This window comes from Gulosibacter sp. GYB002, from assembly GCF_036577665.1.
Taxonomy (GTDB): Bacteria; Actinomycetota; Actinomycetes; order Actinomycetales; family Microbacteriaceae; genus Gulosibacter; species Gulosibacter hominis.
Genome location: NZ_JARBDD010000009.1, coordinates 67,499 through 81,383, shown reverse-complemented (window position 1 = coordinate 81,383; position 13,885 = coordinate 67,499). Strand labels below are relative to the sequence as shown.

Here is a 13,885-nt window from a genome sequence, read left to right as displayed (position 1 = left end):
GGCCACTAATTGCCGGCCGGTGGCGCCTAGCGGTGATCCACCAGCCGGCTGAGCATGTCGCCCAGCCACTGCACGAGCTGCACGATGATCAGGATGATGACCACGGTGATGACGATGACGTCGAAGTTGTTGCGCTGATATCCCTGGTTGATGGCGAGCGCACCGAGCCCGCCGCCGCCAACCGCAGATGCCATGGCCGAGTAGCCGATGATCGTGATGGTCAGGATGGTGGTCGATTGAATCAGCGACGGTAGGGCTTCACGCACGAGCACACCCGACATGATTGCGCTGCGCGAGGCACCTGCCATCTGCGCCGCCTCGACTTTGCCGTCGTCGACTGCGAGCACGTTCGATTCGACCATGCGCGCCATATACGGCACGGCGCTGACGACCAGCGCGATGGTGAATGCGGGCCAGCCGATTGTTTTGAGCCACGGCAAATTGATGAGGCGGATGAAATACAAGACGATGACGGCAAGGATGATGAACGGGATGGCGCGGCCAATATTGACGATCGCCCCGAGCACCCGGTGCACGATAGGTTGCGCGATGAGCCCACCGCGCCGCGTTTCGGCGAGGATCACGCCGGTTGGCAGGCCGAACAGCACGCTAAAAAATGTGGCTGCGCCGGTCATATAGAGCGTCTCGAGGATTGCGGTGACAAGGCCCTTTTGCACTGCCGGGCGGTTGAACCAGGTTTCTTCCCCGGCGGCGGCAAGCACATCCTGACTTGCCGAGGCGAACTGCTGCAAAATGTCGATCATGCGGCACGCACCTCCGCGTGGATGTTGTGGCTGGCGAACGCTTCGAGAGCACCCGCGACTGCGTCGGGAGCGACGGTTACCACGAGCCGCCCAACCTGAACGTCACCGACGGTTTCGAAAGTGCCCGCGGCAATATCACCCGACACCTGCTGCACCTGCGCCATCACTTTCGACCCCATCGGGTCGCCGGGATGCGAGGTGAAAAATAGGTCGATCGCGCGCTGGGTGCCCACCGCATCCGCACCAAATTCGGGCAGCGGGATGAGTTTGCGGGCGAGTTCAGAATTGGGGTTTGTGACCACATCTCGGATGCGACCCGATTCGCGCACGGTGCCGCGGTCAAGCAGCGTGACCGAGTCGCAAATCTCGCGTACCACCGACATTTCGTGGGTGATGACCACGACGGTCACGCCGGTGCGGTCGCGCACGCTTTTGAGCAGCGCAAGAATCTGTGCGGTGGTGTCGCTATCGAGTGCCGAGGAAGGTTCGTCGGCGAGCAGCACACCGGGGTCGTCGGCGAGGGCGCGGGCGATGCCAACGCGCTGGCGCTGACCGCCCGAAAGCTGCGCCGGATACGAGTCGCCGCGGCCGCTGAGCCCAACGAGGTCGAGCAATTCGTTGACGCGGCTTTCGCGTTCTATGGCCGGCACTTTGGCGATTCGCAGCGGATACGCGATGTTTTCGAATGCGGTGCGCGACTCGAACAGGTTGGCGCCCTGAAACACCATGCCGATGCTACGCCGGGCCGTGCGCAGGTCTTGGTTGCGCAGTGTGGTGAGGTCTTGTCCAGCAACCAGAATTGATCCGGAAGTGGGGCGTTCGAGCGCGGTAAGACAGCGAATGAGAGTGGATTTACCAGCACCGGATTCACCGACGATGCCGTGGATACTGCCAGCTTCTACCGACAGGCTGAGGCCGTCGAGTGCGGTCACGGGGTCAGCGCCCTTGCGCGTATACACCTTGGTTACGTCGCGCAGTTCAATCACGTGCTGGCCTCCATCGTTCCCGGCAGTAGCACCTTGCTTGCCAAGGTTGCTGCAGCGTCACAGAGCCGGGTCTCTCAGCTACTCGAGATGAATGCAGTTAGATTGGCACGAATCAGCGTGCAGTGCAAAACACTGCCGCACTATGTGACGGTTCATTACGCGAACATCGTGTTCGCATCCCGGTTGCTGCGCGTTCACATCCGTGAGCTCCAATATGACTTCATAGCGGATCCGGCGACGGTCTGCTCCAATCAACAGGGAGATTCCGGATGCACAGCACCGATTTTGCCAATCAACTCGACCAGCGTCTCGTAAAGATCCAACACTTCACTCCGCAGGTAGCGGTGCGCTCGCAATCGCTCGGCATTGACTATCGATACGGTGACACCGACCTCCCCTTCCACGCCACAAGCGTCGGCAAACTCATAACGACCGCGCTCGTGATGCAGCAGGTTGAGGCGGGCCGCATTGCCCTTGCCACACCGATTGCTGAGCTGCTGCCCGCATCCGAAATTGACGGCCTGTTCGCGGATGACGCCGCAGCCGAGGTGACCATCGAGCAGCTGCTCACCCACACATCCGGCTGCAACGATTTTTATGAGGGACGCACGAAATCTGGGCCGCGATTTGTTGCCGAACTCAAGCGCGACCTCGATCGCGAGTGGTCGCCGGCCGAACTGATCGCGTTCACGCGCGACCGACAGCAGCCGGTGGCTAGGCCCGGCGAGAGGTTCCGCTATAGCGACACCGGGTTCGTGTTGCTCGGTCGAGCTCTCGAAACAGTGACCGGCGAACTGTTCGGCGAGCTCGTGCATCACCGAGTTTTTGCGCCGCTGGGTATGGGCCGCAGTTTCCTACCATTTCGCACTCAGCCCGCATCCGGCACCGACGAGATTGCGTCGCTATCGATCGCCGGAATTGATATCGGAACCCGCCGCGCAATCACCTGCGACTGGGCGGGTGGCGGTATTGCCGGCACACTGGACGATTTTCTACAGCTGATGGCCGGGATGCGTAATGGCAAGCTCATCAGCGCCGAGTCTTGGGCGATGCTGCAGGAGCCGCGACACCGCTTCCGCCCCGGACTCTGGTACGGTGCCGGCACCATGACGGTGCGGTTCGAGGGGCTCGTCCCGTGGGCACGCAACTGGCCGCGGCTGGTGGGGCACCTCGGCAGCTCGGCCGCGCACCTGTGGCACGACCCGGTGCATGACGCTGAGATCGCCATCAACTTCGGCTCATCGAAGGCCGTTTCACGCAGCTTCCGCACGCTGTTTGAAATGGTCGGACTTTTGCGTCAGCTCTAGTTCTTGAGTTCGCCGCTGCGGTTGTTGGACGCGAGCTTACAGGGCGCTGCCTACGGCGTGCTCGCTCGTTTTAGTGCGGTGCAGCCTCGTTGGCTACCTAGACTGATCGCATGTCTTGCGCGATTCATCACATCGAGCTGTGGACGTCGAACCTGGCGATCAGCGAACTCGAGTTTGACTGGTTGCTGACGTCACTGGGTTGGGCAGCGACACCGGTTGATGGTTGGGATGCCGGGCGGGTGTGGACAGCTCCCTCGGGCGAGTACCTGGTGTTGGAGCAGTCTCGAGCACTTCGTGGCGAGCATGACCGAATGCGAGCGGGTCTCAACCACCTTGCGCTCTGCGTGCGCGACCGCCAGCTCTTGGATCGGTTGCGTAAAGAGGCACTGGCTCAGGGATGGCGGGAACTCTTTGCCGAGCGCTATCCGCACGCCGGTGGCGAGCAGCATGTGGCGCTCTATCTCGAAAACACGGAGGGGTTTGAGGTCGAGTTGGTCGTCGCCTAGTTCGCCGCTGCAAATTTCGCTCGAGGATGAGCTACCGCAGTGCACGCCCGTCCGCGAGCGCAAACAGTCGCTCGACCACGCGTCGGCCGCTCGTGCGCAGGCCGCTGTGCTCGTATTCGCTGGTGATCCACTGCTTGACGCCCGGCAGCAGCGCCCCGGTCTCACGCGAGAATTCGAGTGGCACATACGCGTCGTTCACATACACCGCCGCCGCGCCAGTCGCGCCGCTGGCCTTGAGCGCTTCAGGATCGTAAAGCTTCGGCCACTCATGCTTGGCGAGGATGCGCGTCACCTCAGCCCAAGGTTGGAACGCCGGCACCGTGTCGCACCATTCTTCTCGCACATGCTCACCGGTGAGCAGTGTCACGTCTTCGCGGAAGTCGTCGGGCTCGACGCGCTGTGCCGACCAGTCGGTGACGCAGCCATCGGCATACGACGACTCGTGGAACACGTAGTAGAGCGGGTTGCGGCCACCGTAGGCCATCGCGTTCGCCAGGTCGTGGCGGAATGCGTTCGAATCGGGGTCGAGTTCGAGCAGCCAGTGCAGGCGCGCCCAGCCGTTATCCGAGCCGAGCAGGTGGCCGAGGTTGCGGGCTCGGCTCGCCGAAAGCACTTCACCGTCTGGCAGCACGATTTCGCCACGTTCGGCGAGCTCGACCACGCGGCGCATCCGGTCGCGATCTTCTGGGAACCGGCGGTAGTAGGCCAACGAGAGTTCCCGCATCCGGTCGTAGCACAGCCGATAGACATCGTCGCAGTGGCGGCCCACCGCCGACAGGCCGCCGGTGAAATAGGCGCGCTCTACCGAGTCGGCAAAGTAGCTCAGGTAGTGCAGCAGCGTGAATCCGCCGAATGATTGGCCGAGCACCCGCCAGGTTTTTGCGCCCAGGTGCTCGCGCACCGCTTCGGCATCGCGCACGATCGAGTCGGCGCGCAGATGCGTGAGGTGCTCGGCGACCTCCTCGGCGCTGCGCCCCTCGAGAAAGCCGTCGCCGACCGGGGTCGAACGGCCGGTTCCGCGCTGGTCGAGCAGCACCACCCGGTGATCCTCGAGCGCGGCGTCGATCCAGGCGGCCTGGTCGGGACCGGGTCGCGGATCTTCGCTACCCGGGCCGCCCTGCAAAAACACCAGGTAGGGCAGGTCTTCTCCCCCGCTCCGGGTGACTACGCGAGCGAAAATATCGATCGTGCGATCGTCGGCCTCATCGCCGCCGGCAAGATCGGGCCACACCAGTGGCACGGTTAGTGTGTGTTCGGTCAAAGTAATTGCGCCAAAGCTCATGTGCATGACCCTAGCGACCAATTATTGAGAACGGATGCAGCTTGCCGGCTCAGTCGTGCAACTCGTCACACCGCTCGCTGGCCGCAATTGCCGGCGTTTCAAGTTGGAATGTCGAGTGCACCACCGACACCGGGAAGTGTTCGGCCACGCACTGTTTCGCCGCCTGCAGAATCTCGATGGCGTGCAAATCGGTGAAACAACCGTCGTCGACCACCAGATGCGCCGACAAAATCGGCAGCCCGGTCGCGACCGTGGACGCGTGCAGATCGTGCACATCAATAACGTGGTCGATACCGAGCAGGTGTTCGTGCACATCGTCGAGGTTGAGCCCGTCGGGGCTGAATTCCATAAGCACGCGCACTGTTTCGCGCAGTAGTTTCACCGCGCGAGGCACGATCAGCGCCGCGATGAACAGGCTCGCGATCGCATCCGCTTGATAAAAGCCGGTGGTGGCGATCGTGATTGCGGCAATGATCACCCCGAGGGAACCGAGCGCGTCGTTGAGCACTTCAAGGAAGGCTGCGCGCATATTGAAATTTGCGCTGCGGTTCGACGAGAGCACGATGATGCCGATGAGGTTGGCGATAAGCCCCAGAACACCAAACACCAGCAGTTCGACGCCCTGAATCTCGGGCGGCTCGAATAGGCGGCGAACTCCTTCGACGGCGGCATAGGTGCCGACCACGGTTAGCAGCGTCGCCTGCGCGAGCGCCGCGATCACCTCGATGCGGCGAAACCCCCAGGTGTGGGTTGAGCTGGCGGGTTTGTGCATGAGACTGGCCGCGATCAGCGCCAGCAGCAGCCCGGATGCATCCACCACCGCGTGCACGGTGTCGGTAAACAGCGCCAGCGAGCCGGTGATGATCGAGCCGATGGCCTGGGCGACGACAATCGTCGCGGTGATCGAAAAGATGATCCACAGGCGCTTTCGCATACCTTCGGGAGCCTCTGCATCCAGATTGACATGCGCGTGATCGTGCCCCGCACCCATGTGTACCTCCCTCAGATCTCTCCCCAGCCCGATCCTATAACTTCCGCGGGAGTTTGGCCGCGGGCGAGGCGTTAACTACGGCAAGGGTTCTCGGCTGAGTTCGTTCGCGTCATGTTGTGGGCGATTTGCGGTCATCTTTGAGGCCCCGGCGCAGGACGACCTCATTGTGGTCACCTTCTCGACACACCTCGACATCAACGAAACCCAAACGTCGCGCGAGGTTCAACGACCGCGCATTGTGTTCGTGGATCTCGACCTGGGTTTCAGTGACCTCGTAGTCATCACGCAAATGGTCCAAGAGCCACTGTGTGGCTCGCGAGGCGATCCCCCGGCCCCACATTTTGGGCAACAGCACGTAGGCGATGGATGCACGCTGAGTTTTTTCATCGATGGTCGCCTGAAGTGTGCCAAGCGGCTTACCGCTCTCGGCATTCAGGATGATCCAGTTGAGCCACCTCTCGCCAAGCCCTGGCGGCGCTCCCCCGCAGAGCACCCCGTAGCGCTCTTGTAACCGCTCGAGACTCTCGGGAGGGCGTTGATCGATGAAGGTGTAGATGCGGAGGTCTTGGAGTTCGGCAAACATCGCGCGAGCATCAGACACCTCGAGCGGCCTGATCGTGATTTCGACTTCGCCTGCCATTGGCACCTTCCTAAGGCCAGCTCAAAAGGCTTGCGCCAAGGCTACTCTCGTCGCTCATCGCTTCGCCTGGACCACCGGCGGTCGACCATCTTGCGGCAAGACCGTGTTTATCGATCACCACCAAAAACCAGCCCCAGGCCACGCTCGAGATCGCTACGCACTTGCTTCAGCGTGGCAGCATCGGTTGGGGCGTTGAGATAGTCGAGCGTCAGACCGTTCACCAGCGCGGTTATGAGTCGCGCGCCGTCGTCCTCGCTAATCTCTGCGACCAGCTCCCCCGCATCCCGAGCCGCCCGCAATGCAGCTGCTACGCGCTCTTGAAAAAGATCAAGCTCGCGCGACATCACGCCAGCGAGCCAATCGCGAGTTGACGCGGCCGCATTGAAGGTTACCCACATCACCGCATCCTCTCGCTGTACGCCACCGGTTGGCAGCAGTTCTATAAGGGATGCAGTCAGCCGGTCACGGATGCTGCCGGCGAGACGATGTGTATTCACGCGTTCGTGTTGCCGATATGTGGAGTACATCAGCGCTTTCGCGAGCAGCTCATCGCGCGTGCCCATGTGGTACTGCACGCTTCCCGCGGCAACTTGTGCTTCGGCTGCAACGGTACGCACGCTCACCGCGTCAAGACCGGAGTTCACGATGACACGAATGGCGGCCCGGGCAATCGAAACGGCCTGCGCGGTCCACGCACTTGGGTCTTGCATCCGCGCCTCCGCTCCGAAATTGAACACGTTGATTGCACCACATTGACGGACGTAATACAACTGTATTAACTTTTTATACGTTCGTATTACATCCCGCAGGAGCCTCCCGGATGCTCGACATCATCCCCCTTATCGGCCTCGCTCTCGTCGACAGCCTGAGCGTCGGCACCCTGGTGCTCCCACTCACCCTGTTGCTGCGCTGGGGCCGACTGCGCACGATCCCCTACGCCACATACCTCGGCACTATCAGCGTCGCGTATTTCGCTCTGGGCATCACGCTGATGCTCGGATTTGCCGGCATCGGCCCGATCATCACGGAAGCAACACAGACCGATTGGTTCCCCTGGGTCACACTCGTTCTCGGAGCCGCGCTCGCTGCGTTCGGCATTTTCGCGCCGAATCCGAAGAAGCCCGAGCCGGGCGAGACGAACGTGCCCACCGACACGACCAAGATGCAGAAGGCCACCCGAGCTGGACTGGCAGGCATGGCGTCGCTCGCGCTGGGAGCCGCAGTGATCGAGGCAGCCACGATGCTTCCGTACCTCGCAGCGATTGGCATCATGCAGTCGTTCGAGATCACCCCGCTGCTGCGACTCGCTTTACTGGCGGCGTATTGCATCATCATGGTGCTGCCTGCGATACTCGCGGGCGCCGCCATGGGCCTGGTCGGCGACCGACTGGCCGACCGCCTGCAGCGATGGATTCCGCGACTGAACTACGAGGCGAAAGTGACGCTGCTATGGATTGCCGCGATCGTCGGCATCACCATGGTCTATCGCAGCGCCAATGCGCTCAACCTTTGGTAGGGAGCGACAGAGCTCCCCAAACGACCTCTACGCCCGCATCGCCGTTTGCTTCGTCAAGATCCCCGGCGTCCCAGCCAGCCCGAAGGAATCGATCGAGCACGGCGCAGCGATTCGTGCGGTGGTGCCGGAGCATGTCGCAATCGGCGTTTCCGGTGATGCGTTCGCCGCGACCGGTTTGAACGCCGACTGTGATGCGTGATGCTCGGTGATCGGCGGCACGCTGCCCGCCCCGGCCCTCGCCATCACGCGCGCCGCACAAGCGGGCCGCGGGAGCGAGGCAGTGGCAAAGTCGGAGCGCCTCGCACCCCTATGGGAATTGTTTACCGAATTTGAGGGAAGTCTGCGTGTGACTGCCGCGATCACTGAGCACCTCGGCTTGGCAGCGCACGGGTGCCTGCCGCTGCCAAGCCAGGGCCCCACCGAGGCGCAGCGTGCCCAGGTCGTGCAGGTGGTGGGCAAGCTCGGCCTTGCCTGACCAATCGAACAACGCCGCCGCATCCCGTGGCTCCGGGTCAGTGTTCGCCCGGTATGTGCTGGCCCATCAGGGATCGCCAAGGTTGACGCGGCAAGGTTGGGCGGAGTTGACCTCGTGAAGCGACTCGCTGTTGAAAAAAGGAATCCGCAGATGCGCATACCGCTTCTTGACACCGAACGGCCTATTGTTGCTGCGCCAATGGCGGGTGGCCCCACCACCGTCGCGCTCGCGACCGCTGTGGCAGATGCTGGCGGGTTTCCGTTCTTGGCGGGCGGCTACAAAACCGCCGCCGGGCTGCGGGATGAAATTGTTGCGCTGCGTGCGAGCGGAGCGCCATTCGGGGTGAATCTTTTCGTCCCCGGTGACAATGAGTTTGACCGGGCCGCGTTCGCTGCCTATGCCGCCGAACTTGGGCCCGAAGCATCCCGTTTCGGTGTGTCCGTCGACCCCGAACCGGTGACTGACGACGATAACTGGGACGAAAAAATCGCTTTGCTGGTCGAACAGCCAGTACCGGTGGTGTCATTCACATTTGGGCTCCCTGTGGCTACAGACATTGGCTCGCTGCGCGAGCGCGGCACGCGTGTGCTGGCCACCGTGACGACACCGGAAGAGGCGGCTGAGGCCACCGCCCGCGGTGTTGATGGTCTGGTGGTACAGGGTGCGGATGCTGGTGGGCACAGCGCCACTTTTGATCCGGAGCGCGACCCGGCACCGCTTGCGTTGGCCGAATTGATCGCCGGGGTGCGCAAGAAAAGCGAGCTGCCGTTGGTTGCTGCCGGTGGGATCACTTCCTCGGATGCGGTGCGCGAGGTGCTGACCGCGGGTGCGATTGCCGCCGCCGTTGGCACGCTACTGTTGCGCACTGATGAGGCTGGGACCTCAGCTGTGCACCGCGCGGCGCTTTCCGACCCCGAGTTTGACCGCACCGTGATCACTCGGGCATTCACTGGGCGACCCGCGCGGGCCCTGCACAACGATTTCATTGCCGCGCACGGTGCGAACGCGCCGGTTGCCTACCCTGCCGTGCATCATCTGACCCGCCCCATTCGACAGGCCGCGACCAAAACAGGCGACACGCAGCGGGTGCACCTGTGGGCAGGTACCGGGTACAGTGAGGCACCCACGGGACCGGCAGCAAATGTGATCCGTGCACTATGGCCGAACGAGTGAACAAGGTCATGGGATATCCCATGCCGTCGCTGTGCGAGTTCACCATCTACGACACGACGTCACGACCAACTACATCTAGTACGTCGAGTTCAGCTTCGACACGATCGTGTTGAGGGCACTTTTCCTTCTCTCGTAATTGCTAGGTTGTTCGCTATGCGTTTGGTTCGGATGACCGCAGCGGCCGGGATCGCACTGATGTTGACTTCGTGCGCCGCAACTACCGTCGAAGTAACTCCCACAGAGAGCAGCAGCACGCCAAGCACTCAGCTACCCGACTACCGACAAACTGCGCCGCAACTGCCGCTACTCGATGCAGCAAGCATGTGCGCCACAGAAATTGACAGCGTGGTATTCCTCGATGCCATGCGTGATGGCGTATCAAATCGTGATGGGTTCGACCCGCACTATGACCCTGAACTGTTCAATGTGACAGTGGTCGACGGCGAGTGGCACTTTGAGTTTCTTCCCACTCACGAGAACATCGCGGCGGCCACGTGCCACACCGATGGTGACCAGGTGGTTTCGATGACTCGTGCCGAGTTCGAGGAAGCCATGAAAGGTCGCACCTACGACGGCTACGTCGAGGTCGCCAAGTAGCCGCCTCTTATTTGGATGCGGTTAGCTGTAATTCCTGGTGAGGTTGTGAACACGGCCCGCGGAGACTTGGCGACCGATACCGGCGTGGGGGGCGACGGCGCGGCCGATTGCCCAGCCCTGGTCAACGATCAGCGCTACCAGGCGAGCTCTGATTTCGTAGGAAATGTGGGCACGAGCCGTTTTTAGGAAAGACAGAAACCCCCGACTTCCGCTTGTTTAAGCCGAAGTCGAGGGATTCCTGGGAGTGGACCTAGCTGGAGGCTTGTCGAAACTCGCCCCGCCGCTAATGCAGATGGTGCGAGCACACCAGGCGATCCGCGCTGGCCGGGTTCGAACAGGTCCGCAGCGTCGTCGCCGCGATCGCCGGTGACCGTGCGGCCGCCGGCACAGGGTCGTATTGTGCGCCTGCACCACAGCTCATCCAACTCGCTGCGGCACCGGCGGGTCGCTGAGCCGTTCGGAAGCACGAGAGAAGGAACCGTCTGGCTCCTGCCCTCGTTCGTTCGTTGCTCCGTTCAGTCGAGGAGTTCCGCAAGCAGCGTCTCGATGCGCTGTTTGATGTCGTCGCGGATCGGGCGCACAGCGTCGATGCTCTGGCCGGCGGGGTCGTCGAGCTTCCAGTCCTCGTACCGTTTGCCGGGGAAGAACGGGCACGCGTCCCCACAGCCCATCGTGATCACCACGTCGGAGTCCTGCACGGCCTCGGTCGTGAGGATCTTCGGCTGCTCGGCCGTGATGTCGATGCCTTCCTCTCGCATGGCCTCGACCGCGACCGGGTTGATCTGCTCGGCGGGCATGGAACCGGCCGAGCGCACCTCGACCCGGCCGCCCGCGAGATGGCGGAGGTAGCCCGCGGCCATCTGGGAGCGGCCGGCGTTGTGGACGCAGACGAACAGCACGGAAGGCTTGTGATCGGTCATGTTCGGTTCGCTTCTTTCGTTCAGTCGGTGAGGGTGGTGAGGAGTGCGCGGACGCGGGTTTCGATGTCGTCGCGGATCGCCGCAACCCCTTCCGGGGAGGCGAGGGCAGGGTCGCCCACTGCCCAGTCCTCGTAGCGCACACCCGGGATGATCGGGCACACGTCCCCGCACCCCATCGTGATCACGACGTCGGCGGCGCGGACGGCGTCGTCGGTGAGCGGCTTCGGGAACGCCGACCCCACCTCCGGCTCGCCCTCGATCTCGGTCAGCAGAGAACGCACGTGCGGGTGCACGTCCGACGCCGGGGTCGACCCGGCCGAGCGTGCGATGACGGTGCCGCCTGAGAGCCGGTTGAGAAGGGCGGCGGCGAGCTGGGAGCGGCCGGCGTTCTGCACGCACACGAACAACACCTGCGGTGTTCCCGCCGCGCGGTCCCGGGTGAGATCGGCCAGCCGCTGCCTCGCGAAGCGTTCGGTGAGCGGGATCATGTGCCGGGTCACTTTCGCGGACCGCACCAGGCCCGCGTAGGACTCCCGCACGATCGCGATCACGAGATCCCGATTCAGATCAGTGAGTTCGTCGGCGAGTTCCGCGGCGAGGTGGCTGACGCGGGTGTCCATGTCGCGCAGCGCCTCAGCGTGGGCTTCGGTCTGCTCCGGCTCGCTTGAGACCGCAGCTGGTGCGAACGCGTCCAGGAGCGCGGCGACGGCGCGCTGCCGGGCCGGAGTGATCCGGTACCAGACCCAGGTGCCGCGCCGTTCCGAGGCGAGTATCCCGGTGTCTTTGAGGACTTTCAAGTGGTGGGACACGGTCGGCTGGGACACCTCGGCGAGCTCGGCGAGGTCGCACACGCACGATTCGCCGCGCGGGTCGGTGGCGATTGCGGACAGCATCCGCAACCGGAGCGGGTCGGCGAGCGATTTGAGTGCGCCGGACACGGTCGTGGCGGCATCCGGTCCGATCGCATGCGTCGAGGACGGTGCACACGCCTCGACGTCCGGGAGGACGGTCGTGCCTGTCATGACGCCCTCGATCCGGTCGGCACAGCGGTTGACGTGTAGGGGTCGGTGTGAAACCAAGCCTTCGCTGCCCACAGGGAGACGTAGACGAGGCCGACGAGCACGGGCACCTCGATGAGCGGGCCGACCACACCAGCGAGGGCTTGCCCGGAGGCGGCACCGAAGGTGCCGATGGCGACCGCGATCGCGAGCTCGAAGTTGTTGCCCGCCGCGGTGAACGCCAGCGTCGTGGAGCGGGCGTAGGTCATACCAAGGCCTTTGCCGAGCAGGAGGCCGGCGAACCACATGAGGATGAAGTAGGCCAGCAGCGGCAGCGCGATCCGGGCCACGTCGAGCGGGTTCTGGGTGACCGCCTCGCCCTGCAGCGCGAACAGCAGCACGATGGTGAATAGCAGCCCGTACAGCGCCCACGGCCCGACCCGGGGAAGGAACTGCTCCTCGTACCATTCGCGACCCTTGCGACGTTCGCCAATGAACCGGGATGCGAACCCGGCGATCAACGGGACGCCGAGGAACGCAAGGACGTTCAATGTGATCTGCCACACCGAGATCTCCAGGCCTTGGGTGTCGAGGCCGAGCCAGCCGGGCAGCACGGTGAGGTAGAACCAGCCGAGCACGGAGAACATGACAACCTGGAAGACGGAGTTGATCGCGACGAGCACGGCGGTGGCCTCGCGGTCGCCGCAGGCGAGGTCGTTCCAGATCACGACCATCGCGATACAGCGGGCGAGGCCGACGATGATGAGGCCGGTGCGGTACTCGGGGAGGTCGGGCAGGAAAATCCAGGCGAGGGCGAACATAACCGCGGGTCCGGCGATCCAGTTCAGCAGCAGGGAGGAGAGCAGGAGCTTTTTGTCGCCGGTGACGGCGGCGACCTTGTCGTAGCGGACCTTCGCGAGCACCGGGTACATCATCACCAAAAGGCCCACCCCGATCGGCACCGAGATCCCGCCGACCTCCATCGCGGACAGCCCGTCGGAGAGCGCGGGAACGAAACGTCCCAGGAGGAGGCCCGCGGCCATCGCGAGGCCGATCCACGCCGGCAGCCACTTGTCCAGCGTGGACAGCCGCTTCGGGGCAGTACGGGTCAAACTGTCAGTCATGCGAGCAGCTCCTCGATCTTCTCGGTGATCACGGACTTCGGGTGTGCGCCGATCAGCATGTCCACCCGTTCCCCGGTCCGGTAGAAGCCGAGCGTCGGGATCGACGTCACCCCGGCCGCGGTCACGGCCTCTTGAATCGACATGCTTCTATATTGACGGATGTCGAATCAGTCAGCAACCGGTGCCCCGTCACCGCCGAACGCGTTCACGTCCTGTTCATCCGCTGGAAGGGTCACGACGACGAACCTGCGGCTGCGGGTGGAGCCGACGAGAGGTGGGAGTTGCCAGCCGACAGAACGTTTCCCGGAACGTGCCGCCCTTCCCGTGCAGGCAGCGATTCCCGCCGCACCTGGACCGTGCGGCAGGTGCAGGTCCGCTTAGCGGCCGTTGCCGCGGCCGCCGCTCGCCTTGATGACGGTCTGCGAGTGGTCGGTGTGAAATAAATGTGGCCACGGCGAGGGTGAAGCAAAAAAGTAGCCCCCTACTTCCCAGTGTTTTAGCGGGATGTAGGGGTTTGTGTTTGTGGGCGCCGGTGGACTCAGCCCGAACACGTGGAAGCGGCTGGAACGGCTGAGTTCCGCGTGGGAACGAGAGAAACGAGATGGC

General features: G+C 63.3%; 17 protein-coding genes and 1 riboswitch. Of the genes, 7 read left to right on the top strand and 10 right to left on the bottom strand.

Annotated elements, in window-relative coordinates; translation table 11 throughout:
* Positions 1-26 precede the first annotated feature (26 nt).
* Together PV375_RS06065 and PV375_RS06060 are read right to left on the bottom strand one after the other, a co-directional pair.
* On the bottom strand, positions 27-764 hold the full coding sequence (locus PV375_RS06065) for a methionine ABC transporter permease (RefSeq protein ID WP_332106571.1): 738 nt from the start codon (positions 762-764) through the stop codon (positions 27-29).
* On the bottom strand, positions 761-1,750 hold the full coding sequence (locus tag PV375_RS06060) for a methionine ABC transporter ATP-binding protein (RefSeq protein WP_332106570.1): 990 nt from the start codon (positions 1,748-1,750) through the stop codon (positions 761-763). Before PV375_RS06060 ends, PV375_RS06065 begins: the two co-directional genes overlap by 4 nt.
* Before the next feature lie 7 nt (positions 1,751-1,757).
* Positions 1,758-1,844, bottom strand: a riboswitch (SAM riboswitch).
* 175 nt (positions 1,845-2,019) lie between these two features.
* Between PV375_RS06060 and PV375_RS06055 the strand changes: the two genes are divergently transcribed.
* Entirely contained in the window at positions 2,020-3,057 is a 1,038-nt protein-coding gene (locus tag PV375_RS06055) for a serine hydrolase domain-containing protein (protein WP_332106569.1), read from the top strand.
* A gap of 110 nt (positions 3,058-3,167) precedes the next feature.
* Entirely contained in the window at positions 3,168-3,563 is a 396-nt protein-coding gene (locus PV375_RS06050; RefSeq protein ID WP_201518201.1) for a glyoxalase, read from the top strand.
* A gap of 31 nt (positions 3,564-3,594) precedes the next feature.
* Here the strand turns inward: PV375_RS06050 and PV375_RS06045 are convergent, their stop codons facing one another.
* The 4 genes from PV375_RS06045 to PV375_RS06030 all read right to left on the bottom strand — a co-directional run bounded on the left by PV375_RS06045 (position 3,595) and on the right by PV375_RS06030 (position 7,186).
* Positions 3,595-4,845 carry an alpha/beta fold hydrolase gene (locus tag PV375_RS06045; RefSeq protein WP_332106568.1) on the bottom strand — a complete coding sequence of 417 codons (1,251 nt, stop codon included), beginning with the start codon at positions 4,843-4,845 and terminating at the stop codon, positions 3,595-3,597.
* Positions 4,846-4,894: 49 nt separating this feature from the next.
* Positions 4,895-5,836 carry a cation diffusion facilitator family transporter gene (locus PV375_RS06040; protein WP_201518199.1) on the bottom strand — a complete coding sequence of 314 codons (942 nt, stop codon included), beginning with the start codon at positions 5,834-5,836 and terminating at the stop codon, positions 4,895-4,897.
* A 109-nt stretch (positions 5,837-5,945) separates the two neighbouring features.
* Positions 5,946-6,476, bottom strand: a complete 531-nt coding sequence (locus tag PV375_RS06035) for a GNAT family N-acetyltransferase (RefSeq protein ID WP_332106567.1) — start codon at positions 6,474-6,476, stop codon at positions 5,946-5,948.
* 107 nt (positions 6,477-6,583) lie between these two features.
* Entirely contained in the window at positions 6,584-7,186 is a 603-nt protein-coding gene (locus tag PV375_RS06030) for a TetR/AcrR family transcriptional regulator (protein ID WP_332106566.1), read from the bottom strand.
* 110 nt (positions 7,187-7,296) lie between these two features.
* Between PV375_RS06030 and PV375_RS06025 the strand changes: the two genes are divergently transcribed.
* The 5 genes from PV375_RS06025 (at position 7,297) to PV375_RS06005 (ending at position 10,237) form a co-directional block, all read left to right on the top strand.
* Positions 7,297-7,992 (top strand): GAP family protein, encoded by a 696-nt coding sequence (locus tag PV375_RS06025; RefSeq protein WP_332106565.1) that lies wholly within the window; start codon positions 7,297-7,299, stop codon positions 7,990-7,992.
* A complete protein-coding gene (locus PV375_RS06020) occupies positions 7,973-8,191 on the top strand; it encodes a hypothetical protein (RefSeq protein WP_332106564.1) in 219 nt (72 codons plus the stop codon). Before PV375_RS06025 ends, PV375_RS06020 begins: the two co-directional genes overlap by 20 nt.
* 147 nt (positions 8,192-8,338) lie before the next feature.
* Entirely contained in the window at positions 8,339-8,467 is a 129-nt protein-coding gene (locus PV375_RS06015; protein WP_332106563.1) for a hypothetical protein, read from the top strand.
* Positions 8,468-8,617: 150 nt separating this feature from the next.
* Positions 8,618-9,640, top strand: coding sequence for a nitronate monooxygenase (locus PV375_RS06010; protein WP_332106562.1), 1,023 nt, complete (start codon positions 8,618-8,620; stop codon positions 9,638-9,640).
* A 153-nt stretch (positions 9,641-9,793) separates the two neighbouring features.
* Positions 9,794-10,237, top strand: a complete 444-nt coding sequence (locus tag PV375_RS06005; RefSeq protein WP_332106561.1) for a hypothetical protein — start codon at positions 9,794-9,796, stop codon at positions 10,235-10,237.
* Between the two features lie 515 nt (positions 10,238-10,752).
* Here PV375_RS06005 and PV375_RS06000 read toward each other — a convergent pair.
* Genes PV375_RS06000 through PV375_RS05985 form a run of 4 tightly spaced genes read right to left on the bottom strand, consistent with a single transcriptional unit; the run spans position 10,753 to position 13,422 of the window.
* Positions 10,753-11,157: an arsenate reductase ArsC gene (locus PV375_RS06000; protein ID WP_332106560.1), complete on the bottom strand. Its 405-nt coding sequence runs from the start codon at positions 11,155-11,157 to the stop codon at positions 10,753-10,755.
* A 20-nt stretch (positions 11,158-11,177) separates the two neighbouring features.
* A complete protein-coding gene (locus PV375_RS05995; RefSeq protein ID WP_332106559.1) occupies positions 11,178-12,179 on the bottom strand; it encodes a metalloregulator ArsR/SmtB family transcription factor in 1,002 nt (333 codons plus the stop codon).
* The gene (arsB, locus tag PV375_RS05990; RefSeq protein WP_332106558.1) at positions 12,176-13,279 is read right to left on the bottom strand and encodes an ACR3 family arsenite efflux transporter; all 1,104 of its coding nucleotides are present in this window, start codon (positions 13,277-13,279) and stop codon (positions 12,176-12,178) included. Before arsB ends, PV375_RS05995 begins: the two co-directional genes overlap by 4 nt.
* A complete protein-coding gene (locus PV375_RS05985) occupies positions 13,276-13,422 on the bottom strand; it encodes a thioredoxin family protein (protein WP_442903937.1) in 147 nt (48 codons plus the stop codon). The genes arsB and PV375_RS05985 overlap by 4 nt, the downstream gene beginning before the upstream one ends.
* Positions 13,423-13,885 lie beyond the last annotated feature (463 nt).

What these genes read in the sequence shown, in the direction of transcription:
- PV375_RS06065 (WP_332106571.1), bottom strand. Translation starts at nt 764, where the DNA reads ATGATCGACATTTTGCAGCAGTTCGCCTCGGCAAGTCAGGATGTGCTT.
- PV375_RS06055 (WP_332106569.1), top strand. Translation starts at nt 2,020, where the DNA reads ATGCACAGCACCGATTTTGCCAATCAACTCGACCAGCGTCTCGTAAAG.
- PV375_RS06050 (WP_201518201.1), top strand. Translation starts at nt 3,168, where the DNA reads ATGTCTTGCGCGATTCATCACATCGAGCTGTGGACGTCGAACCTGGCG.
- PV375_RS06045 (WP_332106568.1), bottom strand. Translation starts at nt 4,845, where the DNA reads ATGAGCTTTGGCGCAATTACTTTGACCGAACACACACTAACCGTGCCA.
- PV375_RS06040 (WP_201518199.1), bottom strand. Translation starts at nt 5,836, where the DNA reads ATGGGTGCGGGGCACGATCACGCGCATGTCAATCTGGATGCAGAGGCT.
- PV375_RS06035 (WP_332106567.1), bottom strand. Translation starts at nt 6,476, where the DNA reads ATGGCAGGCGAAGTCGAAATCACGATCAGGCCGCTCGAGGTGTCTGAT.
- PV375_RS06030 (WP_332106566.1), bottom strand. Translation starts at nt 7,186, where the DNA reads ATGCAAGACCCAAGTGCGTGGACCGCGCAGGCCGTTTCGATTGCCCGG.
- PV375_RS06025 (WP_332106565.1), top strand. Translation starts at nt 7,297, where the DNA reads ATGCTCGACATCATCCCCCTTATCGGCCTCGCTCTCGTCGACAGCCTG.
- PV375_RS06020 (WP_332106564.1), top strand. Translation starts at nt 7,973, where the DNA reads ATGCGCTCAACCTTTGGTAGGGAGCGACAGAGCTCCCCAAACGACCTC.
- PV375_RS06010 (WP_332106562.1), top strand. Translation starts at nt 8,618, where the DNA reads ATGCGCATACCGCTTCTTGACACCGAACGGCCTATTGTTGCTGCGCCA.
- PV375_RS06005 (WP_332106561.1), top strand. Translation starts at nt 9,794, where the DNA reads ATGCGTTTGGTTCGGATGACCGCAGCGGCCGGGATCGCACTGATGTTG.
- PV375_RS06000 (WP_332106560.1), bottom strand. Translation starts at nt 11,157, where the DNA reads ATGACCGATCACAAGCCTTCCGTGCTGTTCGTCTGCGTCCACAACGCC.
- PV375_RS05995 (WP_332106559.1), bottom strand. Translation starts at nt 12,179, where the DNA reads ATGACAGGCACGACCGTCCTCCCGGACGTCGAGGCGTGTGCACCGTCC.
- arsB (WP_332106558.1), bottom strand. Translation starts at nt 13,279, where the DNA reads ATGACTGACAGTTTGACCCGTACTGCCCCGAAGCGGCTGTCCACGCTG.
- PV375_RS05985 (WP_442903937.1), bottom strand. Translation starts at nt 13,422, where the DNA reads ATGTCGATTCAAGAGGCCGTGACCGCGGCCGGGGTGACGTCGATCCCG.